This is a genomic window from Serratia sp. TSO36, assembly GCF_057808395.1.
In genome coordinates this window covers 1-24,175 of record NZ_JBJZOU010000026.1, presented here as the reverse complement: position 1 = coordinate 24,175, position 24,175 = coordinate 1, and the positions used below count along the sequence as shown (strand labels likewise).

Below are 24,175 nucleotides of genomic sequence, written 5' to 3'. Positions count from 1 at the left end.
TGAGCGATTGAGAGGTTGAAACAATGATTGGTTTAGTCGGTAAAAAAGTGGGTATGACCCGTATCTTCACTGAAGATGGCGTTTCTATCCCAGTAACCGTAATTGAAATTGAAGCGAACCGCGTGACTCAGGTTAAAAGCCTGGACACCGACGGTTACCGTGCCGTTCAGGTTACCACCGGTAGCAAAAAAGCTAACCGTGTAACCAAGCCGGAAGCGGGCCATTTCGCTAAAGCTGGCGTTGAAGCTGGCCGTGGTCTGTGGGAATTCCGCCTTGAAGAAGGTCAAGAATTCGCTGCAGGTCAGGAAATTAGCGTAGAAATCTTCGCTGACGTTAAAAAAGTCGATGTTACCGGTACTTCTAAAGGTAAAGGTTTTGCTGGCACTGTTAAGCGCTGGAACTTCCGTACCCAAGACGCTACCCACGGTAACTCCTTGTCTCACCGCGTTCCGGGTTCTATCGGTCAGAACCAGACTCCGGGCAAAGTGTTCAAAGGCAAGAAAATGGCTGGCCACCTGGGTGATGAGCGCGTAACCGTTCAGAGCCTGGACGTAGTACGTGTTGACGCTGAGCGCAACCTGCTGCTGGTTAAGGGTGCTGTACCGGGCGCAACCGGTGGCAACCTGATCGTTAAACCAGCTGTGAAGGCGTAAGGGGATAGCAATGGAATTAGTATTGAAAGACGCGCAAAGCGCGCTGACTGTTTCCGAAACTACCTTCGGTCGTGATTTCAACGAAGCGCTGGTACACCAGGTTGTTGTTGCTTATGCAGCAGGTGCCCGTCAAGGTACCCGTGCTCAGAAGACCCGTGCTGAAGTAACTGGTTCCGGCAAAAAGCCATGGCGTCAGAAAGGCACCGGCCGTGCGCGTTCAGGTTCTGTAAAGAGCCCGATCTGGCGTTCAGGCGGCGTGACCTTTGCTGCTAAGCCACAGGACCACAGTCAGAAAGTAAACAAAAAGATGTACCGCGGCGCGCTGAAAAGCATCCTGTCCGAACTGGTACGTCAAGATCGTCTGATCGTTGTCGAGAAGTTCTCTGTAGAAGCGCCTAAAACTAAGCTGCTGGCACAGAAACTGAAAGATATGGCTCTGGAAGACGTGCTGATCGTGACCGGTGAACTGGATGAGAATCTGTTCCTGGCAGCTCGCAACCTGTACAAGGTTGACGTGCGCGATGTAGCAGGTATCGATCCGGTTAGCCTGATCGCCTTCGACAAAGTGGTTATGACTGCTGATGCTGTGAAGCAAGTTGAGGAGATGCTGGCATGATCCGTGAAGAACGTTTGCTGAAAGTGCTGCGTGCACCGCACGTATCTGAAAAAGCATCCGCTGCGATGGAAAAAAGCAACACCATCGTTCTCAAAGTTGCCAAAGACGCGACCAAAGCAGAAATCAAAGCTGCAGTGCAGAAACTGTTTGAAGTCGAAGTCGAAGACGTGAACACCCTGGTAGTTAAAGGGAAAGTGAAGCGTCACGGTCAGCGTGTTGGTCGTCGTAGCGACTGGAAAAAAGCTTACGTCACCCTGAAAGAAGGCCAGAATCTGGACTTCATCGGCGGCGCAGAGTAAGTCGGAGGAGTAAGAACAATGGCAATTGTTAAATGTAAACCTACATCTCCGGGTCGTCGCCACGTTGTTAAAGTGGTTAACCCTGAGCTGCACAAGGGTAAACCTTATGCCCCGCTGCTGGAAAAACTGAGCAAAAGCGGTGGTCGTAACAACAATGGCCGTATCACCACCCGTCATATCGGTGGTGGCCACAAGCAACATTATCGTCTGGTTGACTTCAAGCGCAACAAAGACGGTATCCCTGCTGTGGTTGAGCGTCTGGAGTACGATCCGAACCGTTCCGCGAACATCGCGCTGGTTCTGTACAAAGACGGCGAACGCCGTTACATCCTGGCGCCGAAAGGCCTGAAAGCTGGTGACCAGATTCAATCTGGCGTTGATGCTGCAATCAAAGCGGGTAACACCCTGCCGATGCGCAACATTCCAGTTGGTTCAACGGTTCACAACGTAGAAATGAAACCAGGTAAAGGCGGCCAGATGGCTCGCTCCGCTGGCGCCTACGTTCAGATCGTTGCTCGTGATGGTTCCTACGTAACTCTGCGTCTGCGCTCCGGCGAAATGCGTAAAGTTCCAGCTGATTGCCGCGCCACCCTGGGTGAAGTCGGTAACGCTGAACACATGCTTCGCGTTCTGGGTAAAGCAGGTGCTGCACGTTGGCGTGGTGTTCGTCCTACCGTTCGCGGTACGGCGATGAACCCGGTAGATCACCCGCACGGTGGTGGTGAAGGTCGTAACTTTGGTAAGCACCCGGTAACTCCGTGGGGCGTTCAGACCAAAGGTAAGAAGACCCGTAGCAACAAGCGTACTGATAAGTTCATCGTACGTCGCCGTAGCAAAAAATAATTAGAGGATAAGCCATGCCACGTTCTCTCAAGAAAGGTCCTTTTATTGACCTGCACTTGCTGAAGAAGGTAGAGAAAGCGGTGGAAAGCGGTGACAAGAAGCCTTTGCGCACTTGGTCCCGTCGTTCAACGATCTTTCCTAACATGATCGGTTTGACCATCGCTGTCCATAATGGTCGTCAGCACGTACCAGTGTTCGTTTCCGATGAAATGGTCGGTCACAAACTGGGTGAATTCGCGCCGACTCGTACTTATCGCGGCCATGCGGCTGATAAAAAAGCTAAAAAGCGCTAAGGTAGGAGGAAGAGATGGAAACTATCGCTAAACATCGCCACGCTCGTTCTTCTGCTCAGAAGGTTCGCCTTGTTGCTGACCTGATTCGCGGTAAGAAAGTGTCGCAAGCTCTGGAAACTCTGACCTACACCAACAAGAAAGCTGCTGGTCTGGTTAAGAAAGTGCTGGAGTCTGCCATTGCTAACGCAGAACACAACGATGGCGCTGACATCGATGATCTGAAAGTTACGAAAATCTTCGTAGACGAAGGCCCAAGCATGAAGCGCATTATGCCGCGTGCAAAAGGTCGTGCAGATCGCATCCTGAAGCGCACCAGCCACATTACTGTGGTTGTGTCCGATCGCTGAGACTCTGGAGACTAGCAATGGGTCAGAAAGTACATCCTAATGGTATTCGCCTGGGTATTGTCAAACCTTGGAACTCTACTTGGTATGCGAATACCAAAGAATTCGCTGACAACCTGGACAGCGACTTTAAAGTTCGTCAATTCCTGACTAAGGAACTGTCGAAAGCTTCCGTTTCTCGCATCGTTATCGAGCGTCCTGCGAAGAGCATCCGTGTGACCATTCACACTGCTCGCCCAGGCATCGTTATCGGCAAGAAAGGTGAAGACGTCGAAAAACTGCGCAAGGTCGTAGCGGACATCGCTGGCGTTCCTGCACAGATCAACATCGCCGAAGTCCGTAAACCGGAACTCGACGCTAAATTGGTTGCTGACAGCATCACTTCTCAGCTGGAACGTCGCGTGATGTTCCGTCGTGCTATGAAGCGTGCAGTACAGAACGCAATGCGTCTTGGCGCTAAAGGTATCAAAGTTGAAGTAAGCGGCCGTCTTGGCGGCGCTGAAATCGCACGTACCGAATGGTACCGCGAAGGTCGTGTTCCATTGCACACTCTGCGTGCGGACATCGACTACAACACATCTGAAGCGCACACCACTTATGGTGTAATCGGCGTTAAGGTATGGATCTTCAAAGGTGAGATCCTGGGTGGTATGGCTGCAGTTGAACAACCGGAACCGGCTGCTCAACCTAAAAAGCAGCAGCGTAAAGGCCGCAAGTAAGGAGAGTCGCTGATGTTACAACCAAAGCGTACAAAATTCCGTAAGGTGCACAAGGGCCGCAACCGTGGTCTGGCGCAAGGTACGGATGTTAGCTTCGGCACTTTCGGTCTGAAAGCTGTTGGCCGTGGCCGTCTGACTGCTCGTCAAATCGAAGCAGCTCGTCGTGCAATGACTCGTGCAGTTAAGCGTCAAGGCAAGATCTGGATCCGTGTATTCCCGGACAAACCGATCACCGAGAAGCCGCTGGAAGTGCGTATGGGTAAAGGTAAGGGTAACGTGGAGTATTGGGTTGCCCTGATCCAGCCTGGTAAGGTCCTGTACGAAATGGACGGCGTGCCAGAAGAGGTTGCCCGCGAGGCATTCAAACTGGCAGCAGCGAAACTGCCGATCAAAACCACCTTTGTAACTAAGACGGTGATGTAATGAAAGCACAAGAGCTGCGTGAAAAAAGCGTTGAAGAGCTGAATGCCGAGCTGCTCAACCTGCTGCGTGAGCAATTCAACTTGCGCATGCAGGCGGCCAGTGGCCAGCTGCAACAAACTCACCTGTTGAAACAAGTGCGTCGTGACGTCGCACGCGTTAAGACTTTACTGACTCAAAAGGCGGGTGTGTAAATGACTGAAGTTATCCGTACCCTGCAGGGTCGTGTTGTTAGCGATAAAATGGAGAAATCCATCGTTGTTGCTATCGAACGTACTGTGAAGCACCCGATCTACGGGAAATTCATCAAACGTACGACCAAGCTGCACGTACATGACGAGAACAACGAATGTGGTACCGGCGACGTGGTGGAAATCCGCGAATGCCGCCCACTGTCCAAGACCAAGTCCTGGACGCTGGTTCGCGTTGTAGAGAAAGCGATTCTGTAATAGAGTAGCTGGCTCTCACTTAATAAACGGCTCAGAAAATGAGCCGTTTATTTTTTCTACCCATACCAAGTAAGCGGTGTTATAATGCTGCGCCCTCGGTTATGGGGCTTTTCAACGGCCTAATTTTTACTTGGGTCTTTAAAGTAGTAGTTGACATTAGCGGAGCACTAAAATGATCCAAGAACAGACTATGCTGAACGTCGCCGACAACTCCGGTGCACGTCGCGTAATGTGTATCAAGGTTCTAGGTGGCTCGCACCGTCGCTACGCAGGCGTCGGCGACATCATCAAAATTACCATCAAGGAAGCAATTCCTCGCGGTAAGGTGAAGAAAGGCGATGTTCTGAAGGCGGTAGTGGTGCGCACCAAGAAGGGTGTACGTCGCCCGGACGGTTCTGTCATTCGCTTCGATGGCAATGCATGCGTTATTTTGAACAATAACAGCGAGCAGCCAATCGGTACGCGTATTTTTGGGCCGGTAACTCGTGAACTGCGTAATGAGAAGTTCATGAAAATTATCTCTCTGGCACCAGAAGTACTCTAAGGAGCGAACATGGCAGCGAAGATCCGTCGTGATGACGAAGTTATCGTGATTACCGGGAAAGACAAAGGTAAGCGCGGTAAAGTAAAAAATGTCCTGTCTGCTGGCAAGGTCATTGTTGAAGGCATCAACCTGGTTAAGAAACACCAGAAGCCGGTTCCGGCTCTGAACCAACCAGGCGGCATTGTTGAAAAAGAAGCTGCAATTCAGGTTTCTAACATTGCTATCTTCAACGCGGCTACCGGCAAGGCTGACCGTGTAGGCTTTAGATTCGAAGACGGCAAAAAAGTCCGTTTCTTCAAATCTAACAGCGAAACTATCAAGTAATTTGGAGTAATACGATGGCGAAACTGCATGATTACTACAAAGACGAGGTAGTCAAACAACTGATGTCTCAGTTTGATTACAACTCTGTCATGCAAGTCCCTCGGGTCGAGAAGATCACCCTGAACATGGGTGTTGGTGAAGCGATTGCTGACAAGAAACTGCTGGATAACGCCGCAGCGGACCTGACAGCTATCTCCGGTCAAAAACCGTTGATCACCAAAGCCCGCAAATCTGTTGCAGGCTTCAAAATCCGTCAGGGCTATCCGATCGGCTGTAAAGTAACTCTGCGTGGCGAACGCATGTGGGAGTTCCTTGAGCGCCTGATCTCCATTGCTGTTCCACGTATCCGTGACTTCCGTGGCCTGTCCGCCAAGTCATTCGATGGCCGTGGCAACTACAGCATGGGCGTGCGTGAGCAAATCATCTTCCCAGAAATCGACTACGACAAAGTCGATCGCGTTCGTGGTTTGGATATTACCATTACCACTACTGCGAAATCTGATGATGAAGGCCGCGCGCTGCTGGCTGCTTTTAACTTCCCGTTCCGCAAGTAAGGCAGGGTTACTGATGGCTAAGCAATCAATGAAAGCACGCGAAGTCAAGCGCGTGAAATTAGCTGACAAGTTCTTTGCAAAACGCGCTGAACTGAAAGCTATTATCTCTGATGTGAACGCATCCGATGAAGATCGTTGGAATGCCGTTCTCAAGCTGCAAACTCTGCCGCGTGATTCCAGCCCGTCTCGTCAGCGTAAACGCTGCCGCCAAACTGGCCGTCCACATGGTTATGTGGGCAAATTCGGGTTGAGCCGTATTAAGCTTCGTGAAGCCGCTATGCGCGGTGAAGTACCAGGCTTGAAAAAGGCTAGCTGGTAATTACCAATTGAATCACGGGAGTAAAGACAGATGAGCATGCAAGATCCGATCGCGGATATGCTGACCCGTATCCGTAACGGTCAAGCCGCGAACAAAGTTGCGGTCACCATGCCTTCCTCCAAGCTGAAAGTGGCAATTGCCAACGTGCTGAAGGAAGAAGGTTTTATTGAAGATTTCAAAATCGAAGGCGACGCCAAGCCTGTTCTGGAACTGGTACTGAAGTACTTCCAGGGCAAAGCTGTGGTAGAAAGCATTCAACGTATCAGCCGTCCAGGTCTGCGCATCTACAAGAAAAAAGATGAGCTGCCAAAAGTTATGGCCGGTTTGGGTATCGCTGTTGTTTCTACCTCTAAAGGTGTTATGACCGATCGTGCAGCTCGCCAGGCTGGTCTTGGTGGCGAGATTATCTGCTACGTAGCTTAATTCGGGAGGAAAGAATGTCTCGTGTTGCAAAAGCACCCGTCGTCATTCCTGCCGGCGTAGAGGTAAAACTCAACGGTCAGGTTATTTCGATTAAGGGTAAAAACGGCGAGTTGACTCGTACTATCCACGACGCCGTTGAAGTGAAGCAAGAAGCTAACGCACTGACTTTCGCTCCGCGCGAAGGTTTTGCTAACGCATGGGCTCAAGCGGGTACCACGCGCGCTCTGCTGAACGCAATGGTTGTTGGTGTTACCGAAGGCTTCACCAAAAAGCTTCAACTGGTAGGTGTTGGTTATCGTGCTGCCGTTAAAGGCAACGTGGTGAATTTGGCCCTGGGCTTCTCTCACCCTATCGATCACCAGCTGCCGGCAGGTATCACTGCTGAATGCCCAAGCCAAACTGAAATCGTGCTGAAAGGCGCTGATAAGCAGGTAATTGGCCAGGTAGCAGCAGATCTGCGTGCTTACCGTCGTCCTGAGCCTTACAAAGGCAAAGGTGTTCGTTACGCCGACGAAGTCGTGCGTACCAAAGAGGCTAAGAAGAAGTAAGGTAACACTATGGATAAGAAATCTGCTCGTATCCGTCGTGCGACCCGCGCACGCCGCAAGCTCCAAGAGCTGGGTGCAACCCGCCTGGTGGTACATCGTACCCCGCGTCACATTTACGCACAGGTGATTGCTCCAAACGGTTCTGAAGTACTGGTAGCCGCTTCTACTTTAGAAAAAGCTATCGCGGAGCAACTGAAGTATTCCGGTAACAAAGACGCAGCAGCAGCCGTAGGTAAAGCTCTGGCTGAGCGCGCGTTGGAAAAAGGGATTGCGAAAGTATCCTTTGACCGTTCCGGTTTCCAATATCATGGTCGAGTCCAGGCACTGGCAGATGCTGCCCGTGAAGCTGGCCTTCAGTTCTAAGGAAGAGGTTTAAGATGGCTCACATCGAAAAACAAGCTGGCGAACTGCAGGAAAAGCTGATCGCGGTAAACCGCGTATCTAAAACCGTAAAAGGTGGCCGTATTTTCAGCTTTACCGCACTGACTGTAGTTGGTGATGGTAACGGTCGCGTTGGTTTTGGCTACGGCAAAGCACGCGAAGTTCCAGCAGCGATCCAGAAAGCGATGGAAAAAGCCCGTCGCAACATGATGAACGTCGCGCTGAACAGCGGCACCCTGCAGCACCCTGTTAAGGGCGCTCACACGGGTTCTCGCGTGTTCATGCAGCCTGCTCATGAAGGTACCGGTATCATCGCGGGCGGTGCAATGCGCGCCGTTCTCGAAGTTGCTGGGGTGCACAACGTATTGGCTAAAGCTTATGGTTCCACCAACCCGATCAACGTGGTTCGTGCAACTATCGACGCTCTGGCGAATATGAAGTCTCCTGAAATGGTCGCTGCTAAGCGTGGTAAATCCGTTGCCGACATTCTGGGGTAATTGACCATGGCTAAGACTATTAAAGTTACACAAACTCGCAGCTCAATTGGCCGTCTGCCGAAGCATAAAGCTACTCTGCTCGGTCTGGGTCTGCGTCGTATTGGTCACACCGTAGAGCGCGAGGATACTCCTGCTGTTCGCGGTATGGTCAACCTGGTTTCCTACATGGTTAAAGTTGAGGAGTAACAGATGCGTTTAAATACTCTGTCTCCGGCTGAAGGTGCCAAGCATGCGCCTAAGCGTGTAGGTCGTGGTATTGGTTCTGGCCTGGGTAAAACTGGCGGCCGTGGTCACAAAGGTCAGAAGTCTCGTTCTGGCGGTGGCGTACGTCGTGGTTTCGAAGGTGGTCAGATGCCTCTGTACCGTCGTCTGCCGAAATTCGGCTTCACTTCACGCAAAGCGATGATCACGGCAGAAGTTCGTCTGTCTGAACTGGCTCTGGTTGAAGGCGATGTTATCGACCTGAACGCGCTGAAAGCCGCTAACGTAGTTGGTGTCCAGATCGAATTCGCGAAAGTTGTACTTTCTGGCGAAGTCGCTCGTCCGGTAACCCTGCGTGGTCTGCGTGTCACCAAAGGCGCTCGTGCTGCTATCGAGGCTGCTGGCGGTAAAATTGAGGAATAAGTAGCAGATGGCTAAGCAACCAGGATTAGATTTTCAAAGTGCTAAAGGCGGGCTCGGCGAGCTGAAGCGCAGACTTTTGTTTGTCATCGGCGCGCTGATTGTCTTCCGCATCGGCTCTTTCATTCCGATTCCTGGTATCGATGCCACTGTGCTTGCCAAATTGCTTGAGCAGCAGAGAGGCACTATCATTGAAATGTTTAACATGTTCTCTGGTGGTGCCCTCAGCCGTGCTTCTATCTTTGCTCTGGGGATCATGCCGTATATCTCGGCGTCGATCATTATCCAGCTGCTGACGGTGGTTCATCCAGCGTTGGCGGAAATCAAGAAAGAAGGGGAGGCTGGCCGTCGCAAGATTAGCCAGTACACCCGTTACGGTACGCTGGTATTGGCCATATTCCAGTCGATCGGTATTGCTACCGGTCTGCCGAATATGCCTGGTATGCAGGGCCTGGTGTTAAACCCAGGCTTTGCATTCTACTTTACTGCGGTTGTGAGCTTGGTAACCGGGACAATGTTCCTGATGTGGCTGGGTGAGCAGATTACTGAACGCGGTATCGGCAACGGTATCTCGATCATTATCTTCGCGGGTATTGTAGCGGGGCTCCCGCCGGCAGTGGCCCATACTATCGAGCAAGCGCGGCAAGGCGACCTGCACTTCCTCCTGCTGCTGTTGGTTGCAGTATTGGTGTTTGCAGTAACCTTCTTCGTTGTTTTCATCGAGCGTGGTCAACGTCGTATCGTCGTTAACTATGCGAAGCGTCAACAAGGTCGTCGTGTTTATGCAGCACAGAGCACACATTTACCGTTGAAAGTGAACATGGCGGGTGTTATCCCGGCGATCTTCGCTTCCAGCATTATTCTGTTCCCGGCCACGATTGCATCATGGTTTGGGGGCGGTACCGGTTGGAACTGGCTGACTACGATTTCGCTGTATTTGCAGCCAGGGCAACCGCTTTATGTGTTACTCTATGCGTCTGCAATCATCTTCTTCTGTTTCTTCTACACGGCGTTGGTCTTCAACCCGCGTGAGACAGCAGATAACCTGAAGAAGTCCGGTGCCTTCGTACCAGGAATTCGTCCGGGAGAGCAAACGGCGAAGTATATCGATAAAGTAATGACGCGTTTAACCCTGGTGGGCGCGATGTACATTACTTTCATCTGCCTGATCCCGGAGTTCATGCGTGATGCAATGAAAGTACCATTCTACTTTGGTGGTACCTCGCTACTGATCGTGGTTGTCGTCATCATGGACTTTATGGCTCAAGTGCAAACTCTGATGATGTCAAGTCAGTACGAGTCTGCATTGAAGAAAGCAAATCTGAAAGGCTATAACCGCTAGTCAGATTCGTTTGAGAAGTTACGGAGAGTAAAAATGAAAGTTCGTGCTTCCGTCAAGAAATTATGTCGTAACTGCAAAATCGTTAAGCGTAACGGTGTCGTTCGTGTGATTTGCAGCGCCGAGCCGAAGCATAAACAGCGTCAAGGCTGATTATCTCGCATATTTTTCTTGCAAAGTTGGGTTGAGCTGGCTAGATTAGCCAGCCAATCTTTTGTATGTCGCACTGCAACACTATTTGAGTATCCTGAAAACGGGCTTTTCAGAATGGTGTTGCTGTATAAAATAGTAGGAGTGCATAGTGGCCCGTATAGCAGGCATTAACATTCCTGATCATAAACATACCGTTATCGCCTTAACGTCGATCTTCGGTATCGGTAAAACCCGTTCACAGGCTATCTGTGCATCCACGGGTATTGCTGAAAATGTTAAGATCAGTGAGCTGTCTGAAGAGCAAATCGAAAAGCTTCGTGATGCAGTTGCCAAATACACCGTTGAGGGTGATTTGCGTCGTGAAATTACCCTGAGCATCAAGCGTCTTATGGACCTTGGTTGCTATCGTGGTTTGCGTCATCGTCGTGGTCTGCCGGTACGCGGTCAGCGCACCAAGACCAACGCTCGTACCCGTAAGGGTCCGCGCAAGCCGATCAAGAAATAATCGGGGTTATTGAATAATGGCAAAGGCACCTGTTCGTACACGTAAGCGTGTAAGAAAGCAAGTCTCTGACGGCGTGGCTCATATCCATGCTTCTTTCAACAACACCATCGTTACCATCACTGATCGTCAGGGTAATGCTTTGGGTTGGGCAACAGCCGGTGGTTCCGGTTTCCGTGGTTCTCGTAAGTCCACTCCGTTCGCAGCACAGGTTGCAGCAGAACGTTGTGCTGACGCAGTAAAAGAATACGGTATCAAGAACCTGGAAGTTATGGTTAAAGGACCTGGTCCTGGTCGTGAGTCTACTATCCGCGCTCTGAACGCGGCTGGTTTCCGCATCACTAACATTACTGATGTGACTCCGATCCCTCATAACGGTTGTCGTCCGCCGAAAAAGCGCCGCGTGTAACGCAGCTTTTAGGATTGTTGGAGAAAGAAAATGGCAAGATATTTGGGTCCTAAGCTCAAGCTGAGCCGTCGTGAGGGCACAGACCTGTTCCTTAAGTCTGGCGTTCGCGCGATCGATTCCAAGTGTAAAATTGAACAAGCACCTGGTCAGCACGGTGCGCGTAAACCGCGTCTGTCTGATTACGGTGTTCAGTTGCGTGAGAAGCAGAAAGTTCGCCGTATGTACGGCATTCTGGAGCGTCAATTCCGTAACTATTACAAAGAAGCAACCCGCCTGAAGGGCAACACCGGTGAAAACCTGTTGCAGCTGCTGGAAGGTCGTCTGGACAACGTTGTTTACCGTATGGGCTTCGGCGCTACTCGTGCAGAGTCACGTCAGCTGGTTAGCCACAAAGCAGTTATGGTAAACGGTCGCGTTGTTAACATCGCTTCTTATCAGGTATCTCCGAATGACGTAGTCAGCATCCGCGAGAAAGCTAAAAAGCAGTCTCGTGTTAAAGCTTCTCTGGAGCTGGCTGAGCAGCGTGAAAAGCCGACTTGGCTGGAAGTTGATGCTGCTAAGATGGAAGGCGTGTTCAAGCGTATGCCTGAACGTACCGATCTGTCTGCGGACATTAACGAACACCTGATCGTCGAGCTTTACTCCAAGTAAAGCTTAGTACCAAAGAGAGGACACAATGCAGGGTTCTGTGACAGAGTTTCTAAAACCGCGCCTGGTAGATATCGAGCAAGTCAGTTCGACGCACGCCAAGGTGACCCTTGAGCCTTTAGAGCGTGGCTTTGGCCATACTCTTGGCAACGCACTGCGCCGTATTCTGCTTTCATCTATGCCGGGTTGCGCGGTGACCGAGGTTGAGATTGATGGTGTACTGCATGAGTACAGCACCAAAGAAGGCGTACAGGAAGATATCCTGGAGATCCTGCTCAACCTGAAAGGGCTGGCGGTGAGAGTTCAAGGCAAAGACGAAGTTATTCTTACCCTGAATAAATCTGGCATTGGCCCTGTGACCGCTGCCGACATCACCCATGATGGTGATGTCGAAATCGTCAAGCCTCAGCACGTGATCTGCCACCTGACTGATGAGAACGCGGCTATCAGCATGCGTATCAAAGTTCAGCGCGGTCGCGGTTATGTGCCGGCTTCTGCCCGAATTCATTCGGAAGAAGATGAGCGCCCAATCGGTCGTCTGTTGGTTGACGCCTGCTACAGCCCTGTAGAGCGTATCGCCTACAATGTTGAAGCTGCGCGTGTAGAACAGCGTACTGACTTGGATAAGCTGGTCATCGAGATGGAGACCAATGGCACGATCGATCCTGAAGAGGCGATCCGCCGTGCGGCCACCATTCTGGCTGAACAACTTGAAGCTTTCGTTGACCTGCGTGATGTACGTCAGCCGGAAGTTAAAGAAGAGAAACCGGAATTCGATCCGATCTTGCTGCGCCCTGTTGACGATCTGGAATTGACTGTCCGCTCTGCTAACTGCCTCAAGGCAGAAGCTATCCACTACATCGGTGATCTGGTACAGCGTACCGAGGTTGAGTTGCTGAAAACGCCAAACCTGGGTAAAAAATCTCTTACCGAGATTAAAGACGTGCTGGCCTCACGTGGTCTGTCTCTGGGCATGCGCCTGGAAAACTGGCCGCCGGCAAGCATTGCTGACGAGTAACCGGATCACAGGTTAAGGTTTTACTGAGAAGGATAAGGTCATGCGCCATCGTAAGAGTGGTCGTCAACTGAACCGTAACAGCAGCCATCGCCAGGCTATGTTCCGTAACATGGCCGGCTCTTTGGTTCGTCATGAGATCATCAAGACGACCCTGCCAAAAGCAAAAGAGCTGCGTCGCGTTGTTGAGCCGCTGATTACTCTTGCCAAGACCGACAGCGTAGCTAATCGTCGTCTGGCATTCGCCCGTACTCGTGATAACGAGATCGTGGCAAAACTGTTTAACGAGCTGGGCCCGCGTTTCGCGAGCCGTGCCGGTGGTTACACTCGCATTCTGAAGTGTGGCTTCCGCGCAGGCGACAACGCGCCGATGGCATACATCGAGCTGGTTGATCGTGCTGAGTCTCAAGCAGAAGTAGCAACTGCAGAGTAATCTGTAGACGCGTAAAAAAACCGGGCTTGCCCGGTTTTTTTACGTCCAAACCCAGCCAAATGTGCGTAATTCCCCCACTGCGCTTAAGATCCCCGCCCCTATCCGCTATGCTAAGGCTTCATCATTAGGCTTACCGAGGCTGTCTGTCATGGGGTTGCTCGATCAATGGGCGGAACGTCATATCCTTGATGCCCAGGATAAAGGCGAGTTCGACAATCTGCCCGGCCAGGGCCAACCGTTGGCGCTGGAAGATGACAGCGCGGTGCCGGCTGAACTGCGCGCCGGTTACCGTTTGCTGAAAAATGCCGGTTACCTGCCGCCGGCGCTGGAAGATCGCAAAGAGGCGTTGACCGTTGCTCGTTTGCTGCAAGGGATTAACAGTGAGCATCAGGACTATGTCGAACTCAGCAAACGCATGGCGCTGCTGGAGCACCGGTTGCGTCAGGCTGGGATGAGTACGGATTTCTTGCATGGTGAATATCAGCGTGCATTGGACGGCAAATTCACCCGGGAGGAGAAGTAATGTTCAAGATAGGTCAGTTGGCCAAGCTTGCCGAAGTGACGCCGGATACCGTGCGTTACTATGAAAAGCAGGGCATGATGGATCACAATGTCCGCACCGAAGGTGGTTATCGGCTCTACACCGAGCAGGATCTGCAGCGGCTGCGCTTCATTCGCTATGCCAAGCAGCTGGGATTTACTCTGGAAACGATCGCTGAGCTGCTGTCGATCCGCGTCGATCCTGAACATCATACCTGCCAGGAGTCGAAGTCGATCGTCGATGCGCGCCTGAGCGAAGTGGAAAGCAAGTTGGCGGAGTTGACTCGCATGCGCGAATCGCTGAAGCGGCTGAGTGATGCCTGCTGCGGTACTGCCCATACCAGCAATTATTGTTCTATTCTGGAAGCCTTGGAACAGGGCGCCAGCGATGAAAAAGGCAAAAAAGGTTGCTGACGGCACTTTAATTTTTATACCGCCGGCAGTATTATCGCCCCGTTTTATCACCACACCTTTTACAGGAGCATTATCATGACGAAATATCGTCACACTAAAGGTCAGATTCAAGATAACGCCATTGAGGCGCTGCTGCATGATCCGCTATTCCGTCAACGAGTAGAAAAGAATGTGAAAGGCAAAGGCAGCTATCGGCGTAAAGAAAAACACAGCAAAGGCGGTAACTGGGAGGCCAGTGGTAAACTATCAAGCGATAATTTACCACTGGCCTTCTGGTTTTAAGGCATTAAAAAAGCCACCTTCGTCAGGTGGCTTTTTATTGGCATAACCAAACGCTGTTTTACAGTTTTGGCTGCTGTTGCTGGCTCAGCAGGTCACGGATTTCCGTCAGCAGTTTCTCTTCTGCGGTAGGTGCTGGCGGCGCTGCCGGCGCTTCTTCCTGCTTGCGGCGCATTTTGTTCATCAATTTAATTGCCAGGAAGATGGCGAAGGCGACAATCACGAAGTCGAATACGGTTTGAATGAATGAACCGTAGTTCATTACCACCGCCGGTACGGCGCCCTGAGCTTCACGTAATACCAGATGGAATTGTTTAAAGTCGACGCCGCCGATCAGTAACCCCAGTGGTGGCATGATGATATCGGCCACGAAGGACGAAACAATCTTGCCGAATGCGGCACCGATAATCACACCGACGGCCAGATCGACCACGTTGCCACGCATGGCAAATTCGCGAAACTCTTTCAACATACTCATAGAACGCACCCCTTGCAGAATTAATAACTCAAGTTTAACAAAGCAATTTCCCTTTGCCACAAAAGGAGAGAAGTTTTATCTCCTCCCAAGGCAGAGAACAACTACGCGATTATAGACCATCGCCTAATAAATTTGTTCTACAAGAAGAACGGGCTCGGTTGGAACAGGCGTTCAACGTCCGGCACGAATTTCTTGTCGGTAATAAACATGATGACGTGATCGCCCTGTTCGATTTTGCTGTTGCCGTTGGCGATGATCACGTCGTCGCCACGTACGATCGCGCCGATGGTGGTGCCCGGTGGCAGCTTGATGTCTTCGACGATGCGGCCGACCACTTTGGACGTGCTTTCATCGCCGTGGGCAATCGCTTCGATCGCTTCCGCCACGCCGCGGCGCAGCGACGAGACGCTGACGATATCCGCTTTGCGCACGTGCCCCAACAGGGCGGAGATGGTCGCCTGCTGCGGCGAAATGGCGATATCGATCACGCTGCCCTGCACCAGATCGACATAGGCGCGGCGCTGGATCAAGACCATCACCTTCTTGGCGCCCATGCGCTTGGCCAGCATGGCGGACATGATGTTGGCTTCATCGTCGTTGGTGATGGCGATGAAGACATCCACCTGTTCGACGTGCTCTTCGGCCAGCAGCTCCTGGTCGGAGGCATCGCCGTAGAACACGATGGTATCGTGCAGCTGCTCGGCCAGTTCGGCGGCGCGTTGCTGGTTCCGCTCGATCAGTTTGACGTTGTAGTCTTTTTCCAGCTTGGCGGCCAGGCCGGCGCCGACGTTGCCGCCGCCGACGATCATGATGCGCTTATAGGGTTTTTCCAGCCGCTGCAGTTCGCTCATCACCGCGCGGATGTGCTGTGATGCGGCGACGAAGAAGACTTCATCACCGGCTTCGATAATGGTCGAGCCTTGCGGACGTATTGGTCTGTCCTGGCGGAAAATAGCGGCGACGCGGGTGTCGATATGCGGCATGTGTTCGCGCATCGAAGAGAGCGCATTGCCGACCAGCGGGCCGCCGTAATAGGCTTTAACCGCAGCGATGCTGACCTTGCCTTCGGCGAAGTTGACCACCTGCAGCGCGCCGGGGTATTCGATCAGCTTGTAGATATAGTCGATGACCAGCTGCTCCGGTGAAATCAGATGGTCGATCGGCACCGCTTCCGGCAGGAACAGTTTCTCCGACTCGCGGATATATTCCGGCGCGCGGATACGGGCGATACGGTTGGGGGTATTGAACAGAGAATAGGCGATCTGGCAGGCAACCATGTTGGTTTCGTCGGAGTTGGTGACGGCGACCAGCATGTCGGCGTCTTCTGCGCCGGCTTCGCGCAGCACCCGAGGATGAGAGCCGTGCCCCTGAACCACCCGCAGATCGAATTTATCCTGCAGCTGACGCAGCCGGCCGGAATCGGTATCGACGACGGTGATATCGTTGTTTTCACCCACCAGGTTTTCCGCCAGCGTCCCGCCAACCTGACCGGCACCAAGAATAATTATTTTCATCGTGTTCTCTGCTTCACACTGAAAGACTTAGGGCGCGCACGCACGCCCCGAAGCATTACATTTTAATCAGCTTAGCGTAAAAGAAGCCATCGCCGTCCTCGGGATGCGGGATATTCTGCCGCCCCGGCCGCTGCGCATCGCCGGTTTCAACCAGCTTGGCATCGGCGTGGCGCTGCAAGAACGCGGCGATCTGGCTGCTGTTTTCATCTGGCAGGATAGAGCAGGTAGCGTAAACCATCACGCCGCCCGATTTCAGATGGGGCCAGACGGCTTCCAGGATGTCGGCCTGCAGCGCGGCGAGTTCGGCGATGTCGCGATCGCGACGCAGCCATTTGATGTCGGGGTGACGGCGGATCACGCCGGTGGCGGAACAAGGCGCGTCCAGCAGGATCCGGTCGAACTGCTTGTCACCGCACCATTGCTGCGGGGTGCGGCCATCGCCCAGCTTAACCTCTGCGTGCAAACGCAGGCGCTGCAGGTTTTCCTTCACCCGCGCCAGGCGCTGTTCGTCGATATCGACCGCCATGACGTGCGCTTTCGGCGCCGCTTCCAGAATATGCGTGGTTTTGCCGCCAGGCGCGGCGCACAAATCGAGGATCTGTTCACCGTCTTGCGGATCCAATAGGTCGACGCAGCCCTGGGCTGAGGCATCTTGCACGGTGACCCAGCCGTCGGCGAACCCAGGCAGATCGGTCACGGCGCAAGGCGCCAGCAAGCGCACCGCGTCGGCATAGTCTGAATGAGGCTCCGCGGCGATGCCTGCGTCGGTCAGCAACTGCAGATAAGCTTCGCGGGTGTGATGCAGGCGGTTGACGCGCAGCCACATCGGTGGCTTCTGGTTATTGGCGTCGACGATCTGTTCCCAGTTGGCGGGATAGGCTTGTTGAATGCGCTTCAGCAACCAGCTCGGGTGCAGATAGCGGCTGTCATTGTTGGCGGCGCGCTGCAGCAGCTCTTCCTGCTGGCGCTGGAATTGCCGCAAGACGCCGTTAATCAGGCCTTTCAACTGTGGGCGTTTCAGCGCCACCGCGCCTTCCACGGTTTCGGCCAATACGGCGTGCGGCGGGATACGGGTATACAGCAGCTGATACAGGCCGACCATCAGCAGATAGTGCAGCGTACGCTGTTTGCCGGTCAGCGGCTTGGCCATCAATTGTTGAATGCACCATTCGAGCTGCGGCAGCACGCGCAACGTTCCGAAGCACAGTTCCTGCAGCAACCCGCGGTCCTTATCGCTGATGGCGGTTTGGAGTGTTGGCAGGACAGTGCTGAGCGACTGCCCTTGATCCAGCACCTGGCCGATGGCTTTGGCAGCGATGCTGCGGAGATTGTAATTATTTTTCATAGGCTGAAGCTGATAACGATCGGCATTAAGAAAATAACGGCCCGGCGATGAACGGCCGGGCAGTGGGGTGGCTTACAGCCGGTTACCCGGGGTAAACCATTCACGACGTGAATTTAACAGGTCCTGCGCCGACATCGGTTTCTTGCCGGCGGGCTGCAGTTGGATCAGATTGAGGATGCCGTCGGCGGTCGCCACCTGAATGCCGTGCTTGTCGGCATGGACAACGGTGCCCGGCTCCGCATTGGCGCTTTGCGGCAGTACGCTGGCTTGCCAGACTTTCACCGGTTGCTCGTCGATGGTGAAGTAGCTGATCGGCCAAGGGTTGAAGGCGCGGATGCAGCGCTCCAGTTGTTCGGCGGACAGCGTCCAGTCCAGGCGAGCTTCTTCTTTGCTCAGCTTCTCGGCGTAGGTCACCAGGGCTTCGTCCTGCACTTCGCGGGTGGCGCTGCCGTCGGCCATTTGGCGCAACGTCGTCAGCATGCCCTGCGGGCCGAGCTGCGCCAGCTTGTCGTAGAGACTGGCGCTGGTATCGCTGCTCTCAATCGGGCAGGCAATCTTGTGCATCATGTCGCCGGTATCGAGACCGACGTCCATCTGCATGATGGTCACGCCGGTTTCGCTGTCGCCGGCCCAGAGCGAGCGCTGGATCGGCGCCGCACCGCGCCAGCGAGGCAGCAGCGAGCCATGTACGTTGATGCAACCGAGACGCGGCATATCCAGCACCGCCTGCGGCAGGATCAGCCCGTAGGCAACCACCACCATCACGTCGGCGTTAAGATCGGCCACCAGGCGCTGGTTCTCTTCGGGGCGCAGCGATTTGGGCTGAAATACCGGCAGTTGGTGTTGCTCAGCCAGCACTTTTACCGGGCTAGGCGTCAGCTTGTTGCCGCGGCCTGCCGGGCGGTCGGGCTGGGTAAAAACGCCGACAATCTGGTGCTCAGATGACAACAGCGCGTCAAGATGACGCGCTGCGAAGTCTGGTGTTCCGGCGAAAATAATCCGTAAAGAGTCAGACACGTTGATTTCCTGATCGGTTAGGCGCGGGCTTGAAGCTTGGCCATTTTTTCCAGTTTCTGACGAATGCGCTGACGCTTGAGTGGCGACAGGTAATCGACGAACAGTTTGCCCATCAGGTGATCCATCTCGTGCTGGATGCAGATCGCCAGCAGATCGTCCGCTTCCAGTTCGAAAGGTTTGCCTTCTCGATCCAGCGCGCGGATCTTCACCTGCGCGGCACGTGGTACCAACGCACGCTGCTCGGGAATGGAAAGGCAGCCTTCCTCGATGCCGGTTTCGCCGCTCTTTTCCAGCAGCTCCGGGTTGATCAGCACCAGGCGCTGATCGCGATTCTCGGAGACGTCGATCACGATAATGCGCTGATGGATATCCACCTGAGTCGCAGCCAGGCCAATGCCTTCCTCTGCGTACATGGTTTCAAACATATCATCCACGATGCGCTGGATATCTGCATTGACTTCTTTTACCGGCGCTGCGATTTTGCGCAGACGCTCGTCTGGGAAATGTAATACCTGCAAGACTGACATATATCTTTAGATCTGTATCCGAGTAATGAACGAGGTTTAACCTCTATTCTAGACATTTCCCGGCCTGATTGACAGCATTGCGCACCAATTGCTCAGATTGGTAATACCACCGTTTTTGCTGAGGGAACAGACGATGCGACCGGAAGAGATCGCTTTACGGATGCGAGGGGTAACGGGGCTGCAGACCGTCGTGGCCAGCCGGTTCGTGCGGCAGCTATCGCAAATGGGGCGCGAGCCTCGCAGCGCGTTGCGTGAACTGGGATTGAACGAGCGGCAGCGGGCGCAGTTCAACCAAGCGGATCCCGCTTATCTGGCGGCCAGCCTGCGTTGGCTGGAACTGCCGGCGCACCGTATGCTGAACTATGGGGCGGCCGGCTATCCGGAACGCCTGGCCCAGATCGACGATGCGCCGCTGTTTTTGCTGATCGAGGGCGATCCTCAAGCGTTGCTGCGCCCGCAGCTCGCCATGGTTGGCAGCCGGCAGTTCAGCCACTACGGCGAGCGTTGGGCCAATCATTTCGCCGCGGAATTGGCGCGTTGCGGTTTCACCATCACCAGCGGTTTGGCGATCGGCATCGACGGCATTTGCCATCGCGCAGCGCTGGCGGCCGGCGGTTGCACGGTAGCGGTATTGGGCAGCGGGTTGGCCAATGTTTATCCACGCCGGCACCGCAGGCTCGCGGAGCAGATTGTCGAGCAGGGCGGCGCGGTGATTTCGGATCATTTGGTCACTGATTTGCCTCTGGCCGACCATTTTCCGCGCCGCAACCGCATTATCAGCGGGCTGAGCCAGGGCGTTCTGGTCATAGAAGCCTCGTTGCGCAGCGGTACCCTGGTGACGGCCCGCTATGCGCTGGAGCAGGGGCGCGAGGTATTCGCCTTGCCGGGGCCGTTAGGGAACCCGATGAGCGAAGGCACGCACTGGCTAATTCAGCAGGGCGCGCATCTGGTTACCGGGCTGAAAGATATCGCAGAATTGCTGGGAAGCGGCCTTCAATGGCTGCCACTGAACGAAAATACAACTATTTGTGCGTCGCAGGCTGAAGTTGAATTGCCATTTGCCGATGTGTTGGCTAACGTAGGAGATGAGGTGACACCTGTTGACGTCGTCGCTGAACGTGCCGGCCAACCTGTGCCAGTGGTGGTAATCAAGTTACTCGAACTGGAGTTAGCAGGGTGGATCGCAGCTGTACCCGGCGGCTATGTCCGAATAAGGAGGGCAAGCCATGTTCGACGTACTCATGTACTTGTTTGAAACTTATATCCACAATGAACCAGAGATGCGCGTCGATCAGGATCAACTGACCGATGATCTCGCCCAGGCGGGGTTTCATCGGGATGATATCTACAACGCGTTGAATTGGCTTGAGAAGCTGGCTGACCTGCAAGAAGGTCAAAATGCGCCTTACTTTATGGATGCCGATCCGCTGGCAATGCGGATCTACACCGAAGAGGAAAGCGCGCGTTTGGACGCCGGCTGCCGTGGTTTTCTCCTGTTCCTGGAACAGATTCAGGTATTGAACCTCGAAACCCGTGAAATGGTTATCGACCGCGTTATGGCTTTGGATAATGCGGAATTCGATCTCGAAGATCTGAAATGGGTCGTGTTGATGGTGCTGTTTAATATTCCCGGATATGAAAGCGCCTATCAGCAAATGGAAGAACTGTTGTTTGAAGTGAACGAAGGTTATCTGCATTGAGCCGATAACGCGCATAGAAGACGTTATGACAAAAAACGCGATTTTTGCCGCCAGGCAAAATGAACCCTGTCCGGAATGCGGGGCCGAGCTGGTGATCCGTAGCGGTCGCCATGGCCCCTTCCTCGGCTGTTCCCAGTACCCTGAATGCCAATATATTCGGCCGCTGAAAGCGCAGGCCGACGGGCATGTCGTCAAGGTGCTGGATGGGCAGCAGTGCCCGAAGTGTCAGGCGACGTTGGTGCTGCGCCAGGGGCGCTATGGCATGTTTATCGGTTGCAGCGATTATCCGCAGTGCGATCACACTGAAGTGATCGATAAGCCTGATGAAACCGCCATTACCTGTCCGCAGTGCGGTCAGGGCAAGCTGTTGCAGCGTAAATCGCGCTACGGCAAGGTTTTTCATTCCTGCGATCGTTATCCGGAATGCCAATTCGCCCTCAATGTTAAACCCGTCGCCGGTGAATGCGCCTATTGCCATTACCCGCTGCTGATGGAAAAACGTACGGCAAAAGGCCCCGTCCTGTGCTGTGCCAGCAAGCTGTGCGGAAAACCCGTGGCGACTACAGAATAATCACATCATGAACTCAGAATTAAGCCCGAACCTTTTATCTATCATCGATGCTTTGCATCAACAGCAGGTGATTGCCTATCCCACCGAAGCGGTATTCGGCCTGGGGTGCGATCCCGACAGCGAACAGGCGGTCAATGCTTTGCTGGCATTGAAACAGCGGCCGTGGGAAAAGGGGCTGATTCTGATCGCCGCCGACTATACGCAGCTTAAGCCCTATATCGACGACAGCGCGCTCAGCGAACAGCAGCGCGTGACGATGTTCGCCAGCTGGCCTGGGCCGGTAACCTGGGTGTTGCCTGCCCGGCCGGAGACGCCGCGTTTGCTGACCGGGCGTTTCAGCTCGCTGGCGGTGCGCGTTAGCGATCACCCGTTGGTGCAGCAACTGTGCCGGCAGTACGGCAAGCCACTGGTATCGACCAGTGCCAATCTCAGTGGGCAGGAGCCGTGCCGCAGTGCGGATGAAGTCGCGCGGCAATTCGGCGAGGCTTTCCCGGTATTGGCCGGCGAGGTGGGTGGCCGTCTTAATCCTTCCGAAATCAGAGATGCTCTGACCGGCGAACAGATCCGTCAGGGCTAGAGGTAATGGGCATGGAGAAGTTTGCGGTATTTGGCAACCCTATTGGTCACAGCAAGTCGCCGCGAATTCATGCGCTGTTCGCTGCCCAGACTGGCATTGAGCATCCTTATGGAGCGGTGTTGGCGCCGTTGGACGGTTTTGAAACCAGCCTGCAGGCGTTTATCCACGCCGGAGGGCTGGGGGCGAACGTCACGGTGCCTTTTAAAGAGCGCGCTTATGAGGCCGCTTCCGAGCTGAGCGAGCGCGCAGCGATGGCCGGCGCGGTCAATACCCTGAAGGTATTGCCGAATGGCGGTCTGCTGGGGGACAACACCGACGGCATCGGTTTGCTGACCGATCTGCAGCGTCAGCAATTGATCCGACCGCAGGATCGCATCTTGCTGGTGGGGGCCGGCGGCGCGGCGCGCGGCGTGATCCTGCCGCTGCTGTCTTTCGGCTGCCGGCTCACGATTACCAACCGCACCTTCAGCCGCGCCGAGGAGTTGGCCGACGCTTTCCGGCATCTGGGAGAGATCTCGGCGGCGCCGATGGATCAACTGAATCAGCAAGCGTTCGATCTGGTGATCAACGCGACGGCGTCCGGCATCAGCGGGGAGATCCCGGCGTTGCCCGCAGGTGTGGTGAACGCGCAAACCCGTTGCTATGACATGTTCTATCAGCAGGGCGTCACGCCGTTCCTGGCCTGGGCGCAGCAGCAAGGGGCAACGGAATATGCCGATGGGCTGGGCATGCTGGTAGGGCAGGCGGCGCATGCTTTCCTGCTTTGGCACGGAGTGATGCCAGAGATCGAGCCTGTGTTGCGCCAGCTGCGCAGCGAACTGGCGGCATAATTCCCACCCCGTTCTCTATATAGGGAACGGGGTGGCCGTCAGATGTCTTCCGACAGATATTCATCTTTCCAACGCACATAGTTGTTAGAAGAATAAAGCAATCCTTCCAACTCGGCGGCGGTCAACGGCCGAACCTGGCGTGCCGGGCTCCCCATATAGAGATAGCCGCTGGCCAGCCGTTTGCCCGGCGCCACCAAACTGCCGGCGCCAATCATTACGTCGTCTTCTACTACTACACCGTCCAACAGGATAGAGCCCATACCGACCAGCACCCGGTTGCCGATGGCGCAGCCGTGCAGCATGGCTTTATGACCCACGGTCACGTCTTCCCCAATCAGCAGGGGATAACCGTCGGGGTTATGTTCGGAACGGTGAGTCACATGCAGTACGCTGCCGTCCTGAATATTGCTGCGCGCGCCGATCTTTACCGCATTGACGTCACCGCGGATAGCGACCAGCGGCCAGATACTGACGTCATCCGCCAGATCGACATCGCCGATCACGACGCTGGAAGGATCGATCAAGACACGCTGACCGAGTGTGGGGGTGTATTGAAGATAAGAACGTACTGCATCGGACATAGTGCTGCCTCACGTCGGGATCATATTTACCGGCAATACTAGACTCTGGCGATGGAATTACAACCAACGGCAGCGCCGGATCCTGCTGAAAATGGCCCTGATCGCACAAGATCCACACGGAAGGGCTGAAAAGTGTGCAAACAGAAAGAAAAGATCAAAAAAGGGGTTGTGCAAAAAACTCGGATCCCTATAATGCGCCTCCATCGACACGGCGCAAGTGATTCACTTCACACAGCGGCCGGGAAGAAAGAGAAAAAATCCTGAAAATTAGGGTTGACTCTGAAAGAGGAAAGCGTAATATACGCCACCTCGAGTTAGCAAGCGAAAGCGCCTAACTCACTGCTCTTTAACAATTTATCAGACAATCTGTGTGGGCACTCCACAAGACGATATCCAGCATCTTCGGATGCAAAAAAATATCAAGTCTTGAAGAGTGACTAACTGAAGTAAAATTCA

The 24,175-nt window shown here is 53.8% G+C and carries 41 protein-coding genes; 35 read left to right on the top strand and 6 right to left on the bottom strand.

What is annotated here, in order from left to right; all coding sequences use genetic code 11:
• Positions 1-23: 23 nt before the first annotated feature.
• The 30 genes from rplC to ACK3CV_RS23000 all read left to right on the top strand — a co-directional run bounded on the left by rplC (position 24) and on the right by ACK3CV_RS23000 (position 14,582).
• The gene (gene rplC / locus ACK3CV_RS23145) at positions 24-653 is read left to right on the top strand and encodes a 50S ribosomal protein L3 (protein ID WP_015379265.1); all 630 of its coding nucleotides are present in this window, start codon (positions 24-26) and stop codon (positions 651-653) included.
• A 10-nt stretch (positions 654-663) separates the two neighbouring features.
• Entirely contained in the window at positions 664-1,269 is a 606-nt protein-coding gene (gene rplD / locus ACK3CV_RS23140; RefSeq protein WP_004929779.1) for a 50S ribosomal protein L4, read from the top strand.
• Positions 1,266-1,568: a 50S ribosomal protein L23 gene (gene rplW, locus ACK3CV_RS23135; protein ID WP_004951179.1), complete on the top strand. Its 303-nt coding sequence runs from the start codon at positions 1,266-1,268 to the stop codon at positions 1,566-1,568. Before rplD ends, rplW begins: the two co-directional genes overlap by 4 nt.
• A gap of 18 nt (positions 1,569-1,586) precedes the next feature.
• Positions 1,587-2,411, top strand: a complete 825-nt coding sequence (rplB, locus tag ACK3CV_RS23130; protein WP_004929775.1) for a 50S ribosomal protein L2 — start codon at positions 1,587-1,589, stop codon at positions 2,409-2,411.
• A 14-nt stretch (positions 2,412-2,425) separates the two neighbouring features.
• Entirely contained in the window at positions 2,426-2,704 is a 279-nt protein-coding gene (gene rpsS / locus ACK3CV_RS23125; RefSeq protein WP_004929772.1) for a 30S ribosomal protein S19, read from the top strand.
• Positions 2,705-2,718: 14 nt separating this feature from the next.
• A complete protein-coding gene (gene rplV, locus ACK3CV_RS23120; protein ID WP_002223844.1) occupies positions 2,719-3,051 on the top strand; it encodes a 50S ribosomal protein L22 in 333 nt (110 codons plus the stop codon).
• Positions 3,052-3,068: 17 nt separating this feature from the next.
• On the top strand, positions 3,069-3,767 hold the full coding sequence (rpsC, locus tag ACK3CV_RS23115; protein ID WP_004929766.1) for a 30S ribosomal protein S3: 699 nt from the start codon (positions 3,069-3,071) through the stop codon (positions 3,765-3,767).
• A gap of 12 nt (positions 3,768-3,779) precedes the next feature.
• The gene (gene rplP, locus ACK3CV_RS23110; RefSeq protein WP_004929764.1) at positions 3,780-4,190 is read left to right on the top strand and encodes a 50S ribosomal protein L16; all 411 of its coding nucleotides are present in this window, start codon (positions 3,780-3,782) and stop codon (positions 4,188-4,190) included.
• Positions 4,190-4,381 (top strand): 50S ribosomal protein L29, encoded by a 192-nt coding sequence (rpmC, locus tag ACK3CV_RS23105; protein WP_004929762.1) that lies wholly within the window; start codon positions 4,190-4,192, stop codon positions 4,379-4,381. The genes rplP and rpmC overlap by 1 nt, the downstream gene beginning before the upstream one ends.
• Positions 4,382-4,636 (top strand): 30S ribosomal protein S17, encoded by a 255-nt coding sequence (gene rpsQ / locus ACK3CV_RS23100; protein WP_004929760.1) that lies wholly within the window; start codon positions 4,382-4,384, stop codon positions 4,634-4,636.
• Positions 4,637-4,808: 172 nt separating this feature from the next.
• The gene (gene rplN / locus ACK3CV_RS23095; RefSeq protein WP_000613954.1) at positions 4,809-5,180 is read left to right on the top strand and encodes a 50S ribosomal protein L14; all 372 of its coding nucleotides are present in this window, start codon (positions 4,809-4,811) and stop codon (positions 5,178-5,180) included.
• Between the two features lie 9 nt (positions 5,181-5,189).
• Entirely contained in the window at positions 5,190-5,504 is a 315-nt protein-coding gene (rplX, locus tag ACK3CV_RS23090) for a 50S ribosomal protein L24 (RefSeq protein ID WP_004929758.1), read from the top strand.
• Positions 5,505-5,518: 14 nt separating this feature from the next.
• On the top strand, positions 5,519-6,058 hold the full coding sequence (gene rplE / locus ACK3CV_RS23085; RefSeq protein ID WP_033636253.1) for a 50S ribosomal protein L5: 540 nt from the start codon (positions 5,519-5,521) through the stop codon (positions 6,056-6,058).
• Between the two features lie 13 nt (positions 6,059-6,071).
• A complete protein-coding gene (gene rpsN, locus ACK3CV_RS23080; protein ID WP_004929754.1) occupies positions 6,072-6,377 on the top strand; it encodes a 30S ribosomal protein S14 in 306 nt (101 codons plus the stop codon).
• Between the two features lie 30 nt (positions 6,378-6,407).
• Positions 6,408-6,800: a 30S ribosomal protein S8 gene (rpsH, locus tag ACK3CV_RS23075; RefSeq protein WP_004929753.1), complete on the top strand. Its 393-nt coding sequence runs from the start codon at positions 6,408-6,410 to the stop codon at positions 6,798-6,800.
• A gap of 14 nt (positions 6,801-6,814) precedes the next feature.
• Positions 6,815-7,348: a 50S ribosomal protein L6 gene (gene rplF / locus ACK3CV_RS23070; RefSeq protein WP_004929751.1), complete on the top strand. Its 534-nt coding sequence runs from the start codon at positions 6,815-6,817 to the stop codon at positions 7,346-7,348.
• A 9-nt stretch (positions 7,349-7,357) separates the two neighbouring features.
• Entirely contained in the window at positions 7,358-7,711 is a 354-nt protein-coding gene (rplR, locus tag ACK3CV_RS23065; protein WP_004929748.1) for a 50S ribosomal protein L18, read from the top strand.
• A gap of 14 nt (positions 7,712-7,725) precedes the next feature.
• The gene (gene rpsE, locus ACK3CV_RS23060) at positions 7,726-8,226 is read left to right on the top strand and encodes a 30S ribosomal protein S5 (protein WP_004929747.1); all 501 of its coding nucleotides are present in this window, start codon (positions 7,726-7,728) and stop codon (positions 8,224-8,226) included.
• A 6-nt stretch (positions 8,227-8,232) separates the two neighbouring features.
• Entirely contained in the window at positions 8,233-8,412 is a 180-nt protein-coding gene (rpmD, locus tag ACK3CV_RS23055; RefSeq protein ID WP_048232028.1) for a 50S ribosomal protein L30, read from the top strand.
• Between the two features lie 3 nt (positions 8,413-8,415).
• Positions 8,416-8,850: a 50S ribosomal protein L15 gene (gene rplO / locus ACK3CV_RS23050; RefSeq protein ID WP_004929742.1), complete on the top strand. Its 435-nt coding sequence runs from the start codon at positions 8,416-8,418 to the stop codon at positions 8,848-8,850.
• Positions 8,851-8,857: 7 nt separating this feature from the next.
• Positions 8,858-10,189, top strand: coding sequence for a preprotein translocase subunit SecY (secY, locus tag ACK3CV_RS23045; protein WP_004929740.1), 1,332 nt, complete (start codon positions 8,858-8,860; stop codon positions 10,187-10,189).
• Between the two features lie 33 nt (positions 10,190-10,222).
• On the top strand, positions 10,223-10,339 hold the full coding sequence (gene rpmJ, locus ACK3CV_RS23040) for a 50S ribosomal protein L36 (RefSeq protein ID WP_002227352.1): 117 nt from the start codon (positions 10,223-10,225) through the stop codon (positions 10,337-10,339).
• A gap of 148 nt (positions 10,340-10,487) precedes the next feature.
• Complete coding sequence (gene rpsM, locus ACK3CV_RS23035) at positions 10,488-10,844, top strand: 30S ribosomal protein S13 (protein WP_004929734.1); 357 nt, start codon at positions 10,488-10,490, stop codon at positions 10,842-10,844.
• Between the two features lie 16 nt (positions 10,845-10,860).
• Positions 10,861-11,250, top strand: a complete 390-nt coding sequence (gene rpsK, locus ACK3CV_RS23030) for a 30S ribosomal protein S11 (RefSeq protein WP_004929731.1) — start codon at positions 10,861-10,863, stop codon at positions 11,248-11,250.
• 30 nt (positions 11,251-11,280) lie between these two features.
• Positions 11,281-11,901, top strand: coding sequence for a 30S ribosomal protein S4 (rpsD, locus tag ACK3CV_RS23025; RefSeq protein ID WP_004929729.1), 621 nt, complete (start codon positions 11,281-11,283; stop codon positions 11,899-11,901).
• Positions 11,902-11,926: 25 nt separating this feature from the next.
• Positions 11,927-12,916, top strand: coding sequence for a DNA-directed RNA polymerase subunit alpha (locus ACK3CV_RS23020; protein ID WP_002919219.1), 990 nt, complete (start codon positions 11,927-11,929; stop codon positions 12,914-12,916).
• Positions 12,917-12,956: 40 nt separating this feature from the next.
• Positions 12,957-13,346: a 50S ribosomal protein L17 gene (rplQ, locus tag ACK3CV_RS23015; RefSeq protein WP_004929726.1), complete on the top strand. Its 390-nt coding sequence runs from the start codon at positions 12,957-12,959 to the stop codon at positions 13,344-13,346.
• Positions 13,347-13,494: 148 nt separating this feature from the next.
• Positions 13,495-13,869, top strand: coding sequence for a DnaJ family domain-containing protein (locus tag ACK3CV_RS23010; RefSeq protein WP_049233351.1), 375 nt, complete (start codon positions 13,495-13,497; stop codon positions 13,867-13,869).
• Positions 13,869-14,300, top strand: a complete 432-nt coding sequence (zntR, locus tag ACK3CV_RS23005) for a Zn(2+)-responsive transcriptional regulator (RefSeq protein ID WP_033636251.1) — start codon at positions 13,869-13,871, stop codon at positions 14,298-14,300. Before ACK3CV_RS23010 ends, zntR begins: the two co-directional genes overlap by 1 nt.
• Before the next feature lie 75 nt (positions 14,301-14,375).
• Complete coding sequence (locus tag ACK3CV_RS23000) at positions 14,376-14,582, top strand: alternative ribosome-rescue factor A (protein ID WP_041036936.1); 207 nt, start codon at positions 14,376-14,378, stop codon at positions 14,580-14,582.
• Positions 14,583-14,640: 58 nt separating this feature from the next.
• On the opposite strand, the gene mscL is transcribed toward ACK3CV_RS23000, so the two are convergent.
• The 5 genes from mscL to def all read right to left on the bottom strand — a co-directional run bounded on the left by mscL (position 14,641) and on the right by def (position 19,460).
• Positions 14,641-15,057 (bottom strand): large-conductance mechanosensitive channel protein MscL, encoded by a 417-nt coding sequence (mscL, locus tag ACK3CV_RS22995; protein WP_025304493.1) that lies wholly within the window; start codon positions 15,055-15,057, stop codon positions 14,641-14,643.
• 137 nt (positions 15,058-15,194) lie between these two features.
• Complete coding sequence (trkA, locus tag ACK3CV_RS22990) at positions 15,195-16,571, bottom strand: Trk system potassium transporter TrkA (RefSeq protein ID WP_033636248.1); 1,377 nt, start codon at positions 16,569-16,571, stop codon at positions 15,195-15,197.
• A 55-nt stretch (positions 16,572-16,626) separates the two neighbouring features.
• Positions 16,627-17,916 (bottom strand): 16S rRNA (cytosine(967)-C(5))-methyltransferase RsmB, encoded by a 1,290-nt coding sequence (gene rsmB, locus ACK3CV_RS22985; protein WP_033636247.1) that lies wholly within the window; start codon positions 17,914-17,916, stop codon positions 16,627-16,629.
• 72 nt (positions 17,917-17,988) lie between these two features.
• On the bottom strand, positions 17,989-18,933 hold the full coding sequence (gene fmt / locus ACK3CV_RS22980; protein WP_164142067.1) for a methionyl-tRNA formyltransferase: 945 nt from the start codon (positions 18,931-18,933) through the stop codon (positions 17,989-17,991).
• Positions 18,934-18,950: 17 nt separating this feature from the next.
• Positions 18,951-19,460 carry a peptide deformylase gene (gene def, locus ACK3CV_RS22975; RefSeq protein WP_033636244.1) on the bottom strand — a complete coding sequence of 170 codons (510 nt, stop codon included), beginning with the start codon at positions 19,458-19,460 and terminating at the stop codon, positions 18,951-18,953.
• A 133-nt stretch (positions 19,461-19,593) separates the two neighbouring features.
• Between def and dprA the strand changes: the two genes are divergently transcribed.
• From dprA to aroE, 5 genes are read left to right on the top strand one after another with little or no spacing between them, the layout of a single operon-like run.
• A complete protein-coding gene (gene dprA / locus ACK3CV_RS22970; protein WP_164142065.1) occupies positions 19,594-20,715 on the top strand; it encodes a DNA-protecting protein DprA in 1,122 nt (373 codons plus the stop codon).
• Positions 20,687-21,160, top strand: a complete 474-nt coding sequence (gene smg, locus ACK3CV_RS22965; protein WP_033650013.1) for a DUF494 family protein Smg — start codon at positions 20,687-20,689, stop codon at positions 21,158-21,160. The genes dprA and smg overlap by 29 nt, the downstream gene beginning before the upstream one ends.
• A 25-nt stretch (positions 21,161-21,185) precedes the next feature.
• Complete coding sequence (locus ACK3CV_RS22960) at positions 21,186-21,731, top strand: DNA topoisomerase family protein (protein ID WP_004929705.1); 546 nt, start codon at positions 21,186-21,188, stop codon at positions 21,729-21,731.
• A 7-nt stretch (positions 21,732-21,738) separates the two neighbouring features.
• Positions 21,739-22,308 carry an L-threonylcarbamoyladenylate synthase type 1 TsaC gene (gene tsaC, locus ACK3CV_RS22955; RefSeq protein ID WP_049196717.1) on the top strand — a complete coding sequence of 190 codons (570 nt, stop codon included), beginning with the start codon at positions 21,739-21,741 and terminating at the stop codon, positions 22,306-22,308.
• A gap of 11 nt (positions 22,309-22,319) precedes the next feature.
• Positions 22,320-23,138, top strand: a complete 819-nt coding sequence (aroE, locus tag ACK3CV_RS22950) for a shikimate dehydrogenase (RefSeq protein ID WP_033655293.1) — start codon at positions 22,320-22,322, stop codon at positions 23,136-23,138.
• 38 nt (positions 23,139-23,176) lie between these two features.
• On the opposite strand, the gene ACK3CV_RS22945 is transcribed toward aroE, so the two are convergent.
• The gene (locus tag ACK3CV_RS22945; RefSeq protein WP_164142063.1) at positions 23,177-23,719 is read right to left on the bottom strand and encodes a gamma carbonic anhydrase family protein; all 543 of its coding nucleotides are present in this window, start codon (positions 23,717-23,719) and stop codon (positions 23,177-23,179) included.
• Between the last annotated feature and the right edge of the window lie 456 nt (positions 23,720-24,175).

Bases quoted from the DNA above. Each gene is read 5' to 3' on its own strand.
- rplO (WP_004929742.1), top strand. From the start codon at position 8,416: ATGCGTTTAAATACTCTGTCTCCGGCTGAAGGTGCCAAGCATGCGCCT.
- rpmD (WP_048232028.1), top strand. From the start codon at position 8,233: ATGGCTAAGACTATTAAAGTTACACAAACTCGCAGCTCAATTGGCCGT.
- rpsD (WP_004929729.1), top strand. From the start codon at position 11,281: ATGGCAAGATATTTGGGTCCTAAGCTCAAGCTGAGCCGTCGTGAGGGC.
- rplW (WP_004951179.1), top strand. From the start codon at position 1,266: ATGATCCGTGAAGAACGTTTGCTGAAAGTGCTGCGTGCACCGCACGTA.
- rpsS (WP_004929772.1), top strand. From the start codon at position 2,426: ATGCCACGTTCTCTCAAGAAAGGTCCTTTTATTGACCTGCACTTGCTG.
- rpsE (WP_004929747.1), top strand. From the start codon at position 7,726: ATGGCTCACATCGAAAAACAAGCTGGCGAACTGCAGGAAAAGCTGATC.
- ACK3CV_RS23020 (WP_002919219.1), top strand. From the start codon at position 11,927: ATGCAGGGTTCTGTGACAGAGTTTCTAAAACCGCGCCTGGTAGATATC.
- rpsK (WP_004929731.1), top strand. From the start codon at position 10,861: ATGGCAAAGGCACCTGTTCGTACACGTAAGCGTGTAAGAAAGCAAGTC.
- mscL (WP_025304493.1), bottom strand. From the start codon at position 15,057: ATGAGTATGTTGAAAGAGTTTCGCGAATTTGCCATGCGTGGCAACGTG.
- trkA (WP_033636248.1), bottom strand. From the start codon at position 16,571: ATGAAAATAATTATTCTTGGTGCCGGTCAGGTTGGCGGGACGCTGGCG.
- rplP (WP_004929764.1), top strand. From the start codon at position 3,780: ATGTTACAACCAAAGCGTACAAAATTCCGTAAGGTGCACAAGGGCCGC.
- rpsQ (WP_004929760.1), top strand. From the start codon at position 4,382: ATGACTGAAGTTATCCGTACCCTGCAGGGTCGTGTTGTTAGCGATAAA.
- rplX (WP_004929758.1), top strand. From the start codon at position 5,190: ATGGCAGCGAAGATCCGTCGTGATGACGAAGTTATCGTGATTACCGGG.
- def (WP_033636244.1), bottom strand. From the start codon at position 19,460: ATGTCAGTCTTGCAGGTATTACATTTCCCAGACGAGCGTCTGCGCAAA.
- tsaC (WP_049196717.1), top strand. From the start codon at position 21,739: ATGAACTCAGAATTAAGCCCGAACCTTTTATCTATCATCGATGCTTTG.
- rpsC (WP_004929766.1), top strand. From the start codon at position 3,069: ATGGGTCAGAAAGTACATCCTAATGGTATTCGCCTGGGTATTGTCAAA.
- dprA (WP_164142065.1), top strand. From the start codon at position 19,594: ATGCGACCGGAAGAGATCGCTTTACGGATGCGAGGGGTAACGGGGCTG.
- smg (WP_033650013.1), top strand. From the start codon at position 20,687: ATGTTCGACGTACTCATGTACTTGTTTGAAACTTATATCCACAATGAA.
- rplB (WP_004929775.1), top strand. From the start codon at position 1,587: ATGGCAATTGTTAAATGTAAACCTACATCTCCGGGTCGTCGCCACGTT.
- ACK3CV_RS23000 (WP_041036936.1), top strand. From the start codon at position 14,376: ATGACGAAATATCGTCACACTAAAGGTCAGATTCAAGATAACGCCATT.
- ACK3CV_RS23010 (WP_049233351.1), top strand. From the start codon at position 13,495: ATGGGGTTGCTCGATCAATGGGCGGAACGTCATATCCTTGATGCCCAG.
- rpmJ (WP_002227352.1), top strand. From the start codon at position 10,223: ATGAAAGTTCGTGCTTCCGTCAAGAAATTATGTCGTAACTGCAAAATC.
- rsmB (WP_033636247.1), bottom strand. From the start codon at position 17,916: ATGAAAAATAATTACAATCTCCGCAGCATCGCTGCCAAAGCCATCGGC.
- rpmC (WP_004929762.1), top strand. From the start codon at position 4,190: ATGAAAGCACAAGAGCTGCGTGAAAAAAGCGTTGAAGAGCTGAATGCC.
- rplC (WP_015379265.1), top strand. From the start codon at position 24: ATGATTGGTTTAGTCGGTAAAAAAGTGGGTATGACCCGTATCTTCACT.
- rplQ (WP_004929726.1), top strand. From the start codon at position 12,957: ATGCGCCATCGTAAGAGTGGTCGTCAACTGAACCGTAACAGCAGCCAT.
- ACK3CV_RS22945 (WP_164142063.1), bottom strand. From the start codon at position 23,719: ATGTCCGATGCAGTACGTTCTTATCTTCAATACACCCCCACACTCGGT.
- rplE (WP_033636253.1), top strand. From the start codon at position 5,519: ATGGCGAAACTGCATGATTACTACAAAGACGAGGTAGTCAAACAACTG.
- rplR (WP_004929748.1), top strand. From the start codon at position 7,358: ATGGATAAGAAATCTGCTCGTATCCGTCGTGCGACCCGCGCACGCCGC.
- zntR (WP_033636251.1), top strand. From the start codon at position 13,869: ATGTTCAAGATAGGTCAGTTGGCCAAGCTTGCCGAAGTGACGCCGGAT.
- rplF (WP_004929751.1), top strand. From the start codon at position 6,815: ATGTCTCGTGTTGCAAAAGCACCCGTCGTCATTCCTGCCGGCGTAGAG.
- rpsN (WP_004929754.1), top strand. From the start codon at position 6,072: ATGGCTAAGCAATCAATGAAAGCACGCGAAGTCAAGCGCGTGAAATTA.
- rpsH (WP_004929753.1), top strand. From the start codon at position 6,408: ATGAGCATGCAAGATCCGATCGCGGATATGCTGACCCGTATCCGTAAC.
- rplV (WP_002223844.1), top strand. From the start codon at position 2,719: ATGGAAACTATCGCTAAACATCGCCACGCTCGTTCTTCTGCTCAGAAG.
- aroE (WP_033655293.1), top strand. From the start codon at position 22,320: ATGGAGAAGTTTGCGGTATTTGGCAACCCTATTGGTCACAGCAAGTCG.
- ACK3CV_RS22960 (WP_004929705.1), top strand. From the start codon at position 21,186: ATGACAAAAAACGCGATTTTTGCCGCCAGGCAAAATGAACCCTGTCCG.
- rplN (WP_000613954.1), top strand. From the start codon at position 4,809: ATGATCCAAGAACAGACTATGCTGAACGTCGCCGACAACTCCGGTGCA.
- secY (WP_004929740.1), top strand. From the start codon at position 8,858: ATGGCTAAGCAACCAGGATTAGATTTTCAAAGTGCTAAAGGCGGGCTC.
- rplD (WP_004929779.1), top strand. From the start codon at position 664: ATGGAATTAGTATTGAAAGACGCGCAAAGCGCGCTGACTGTTTCCGAA.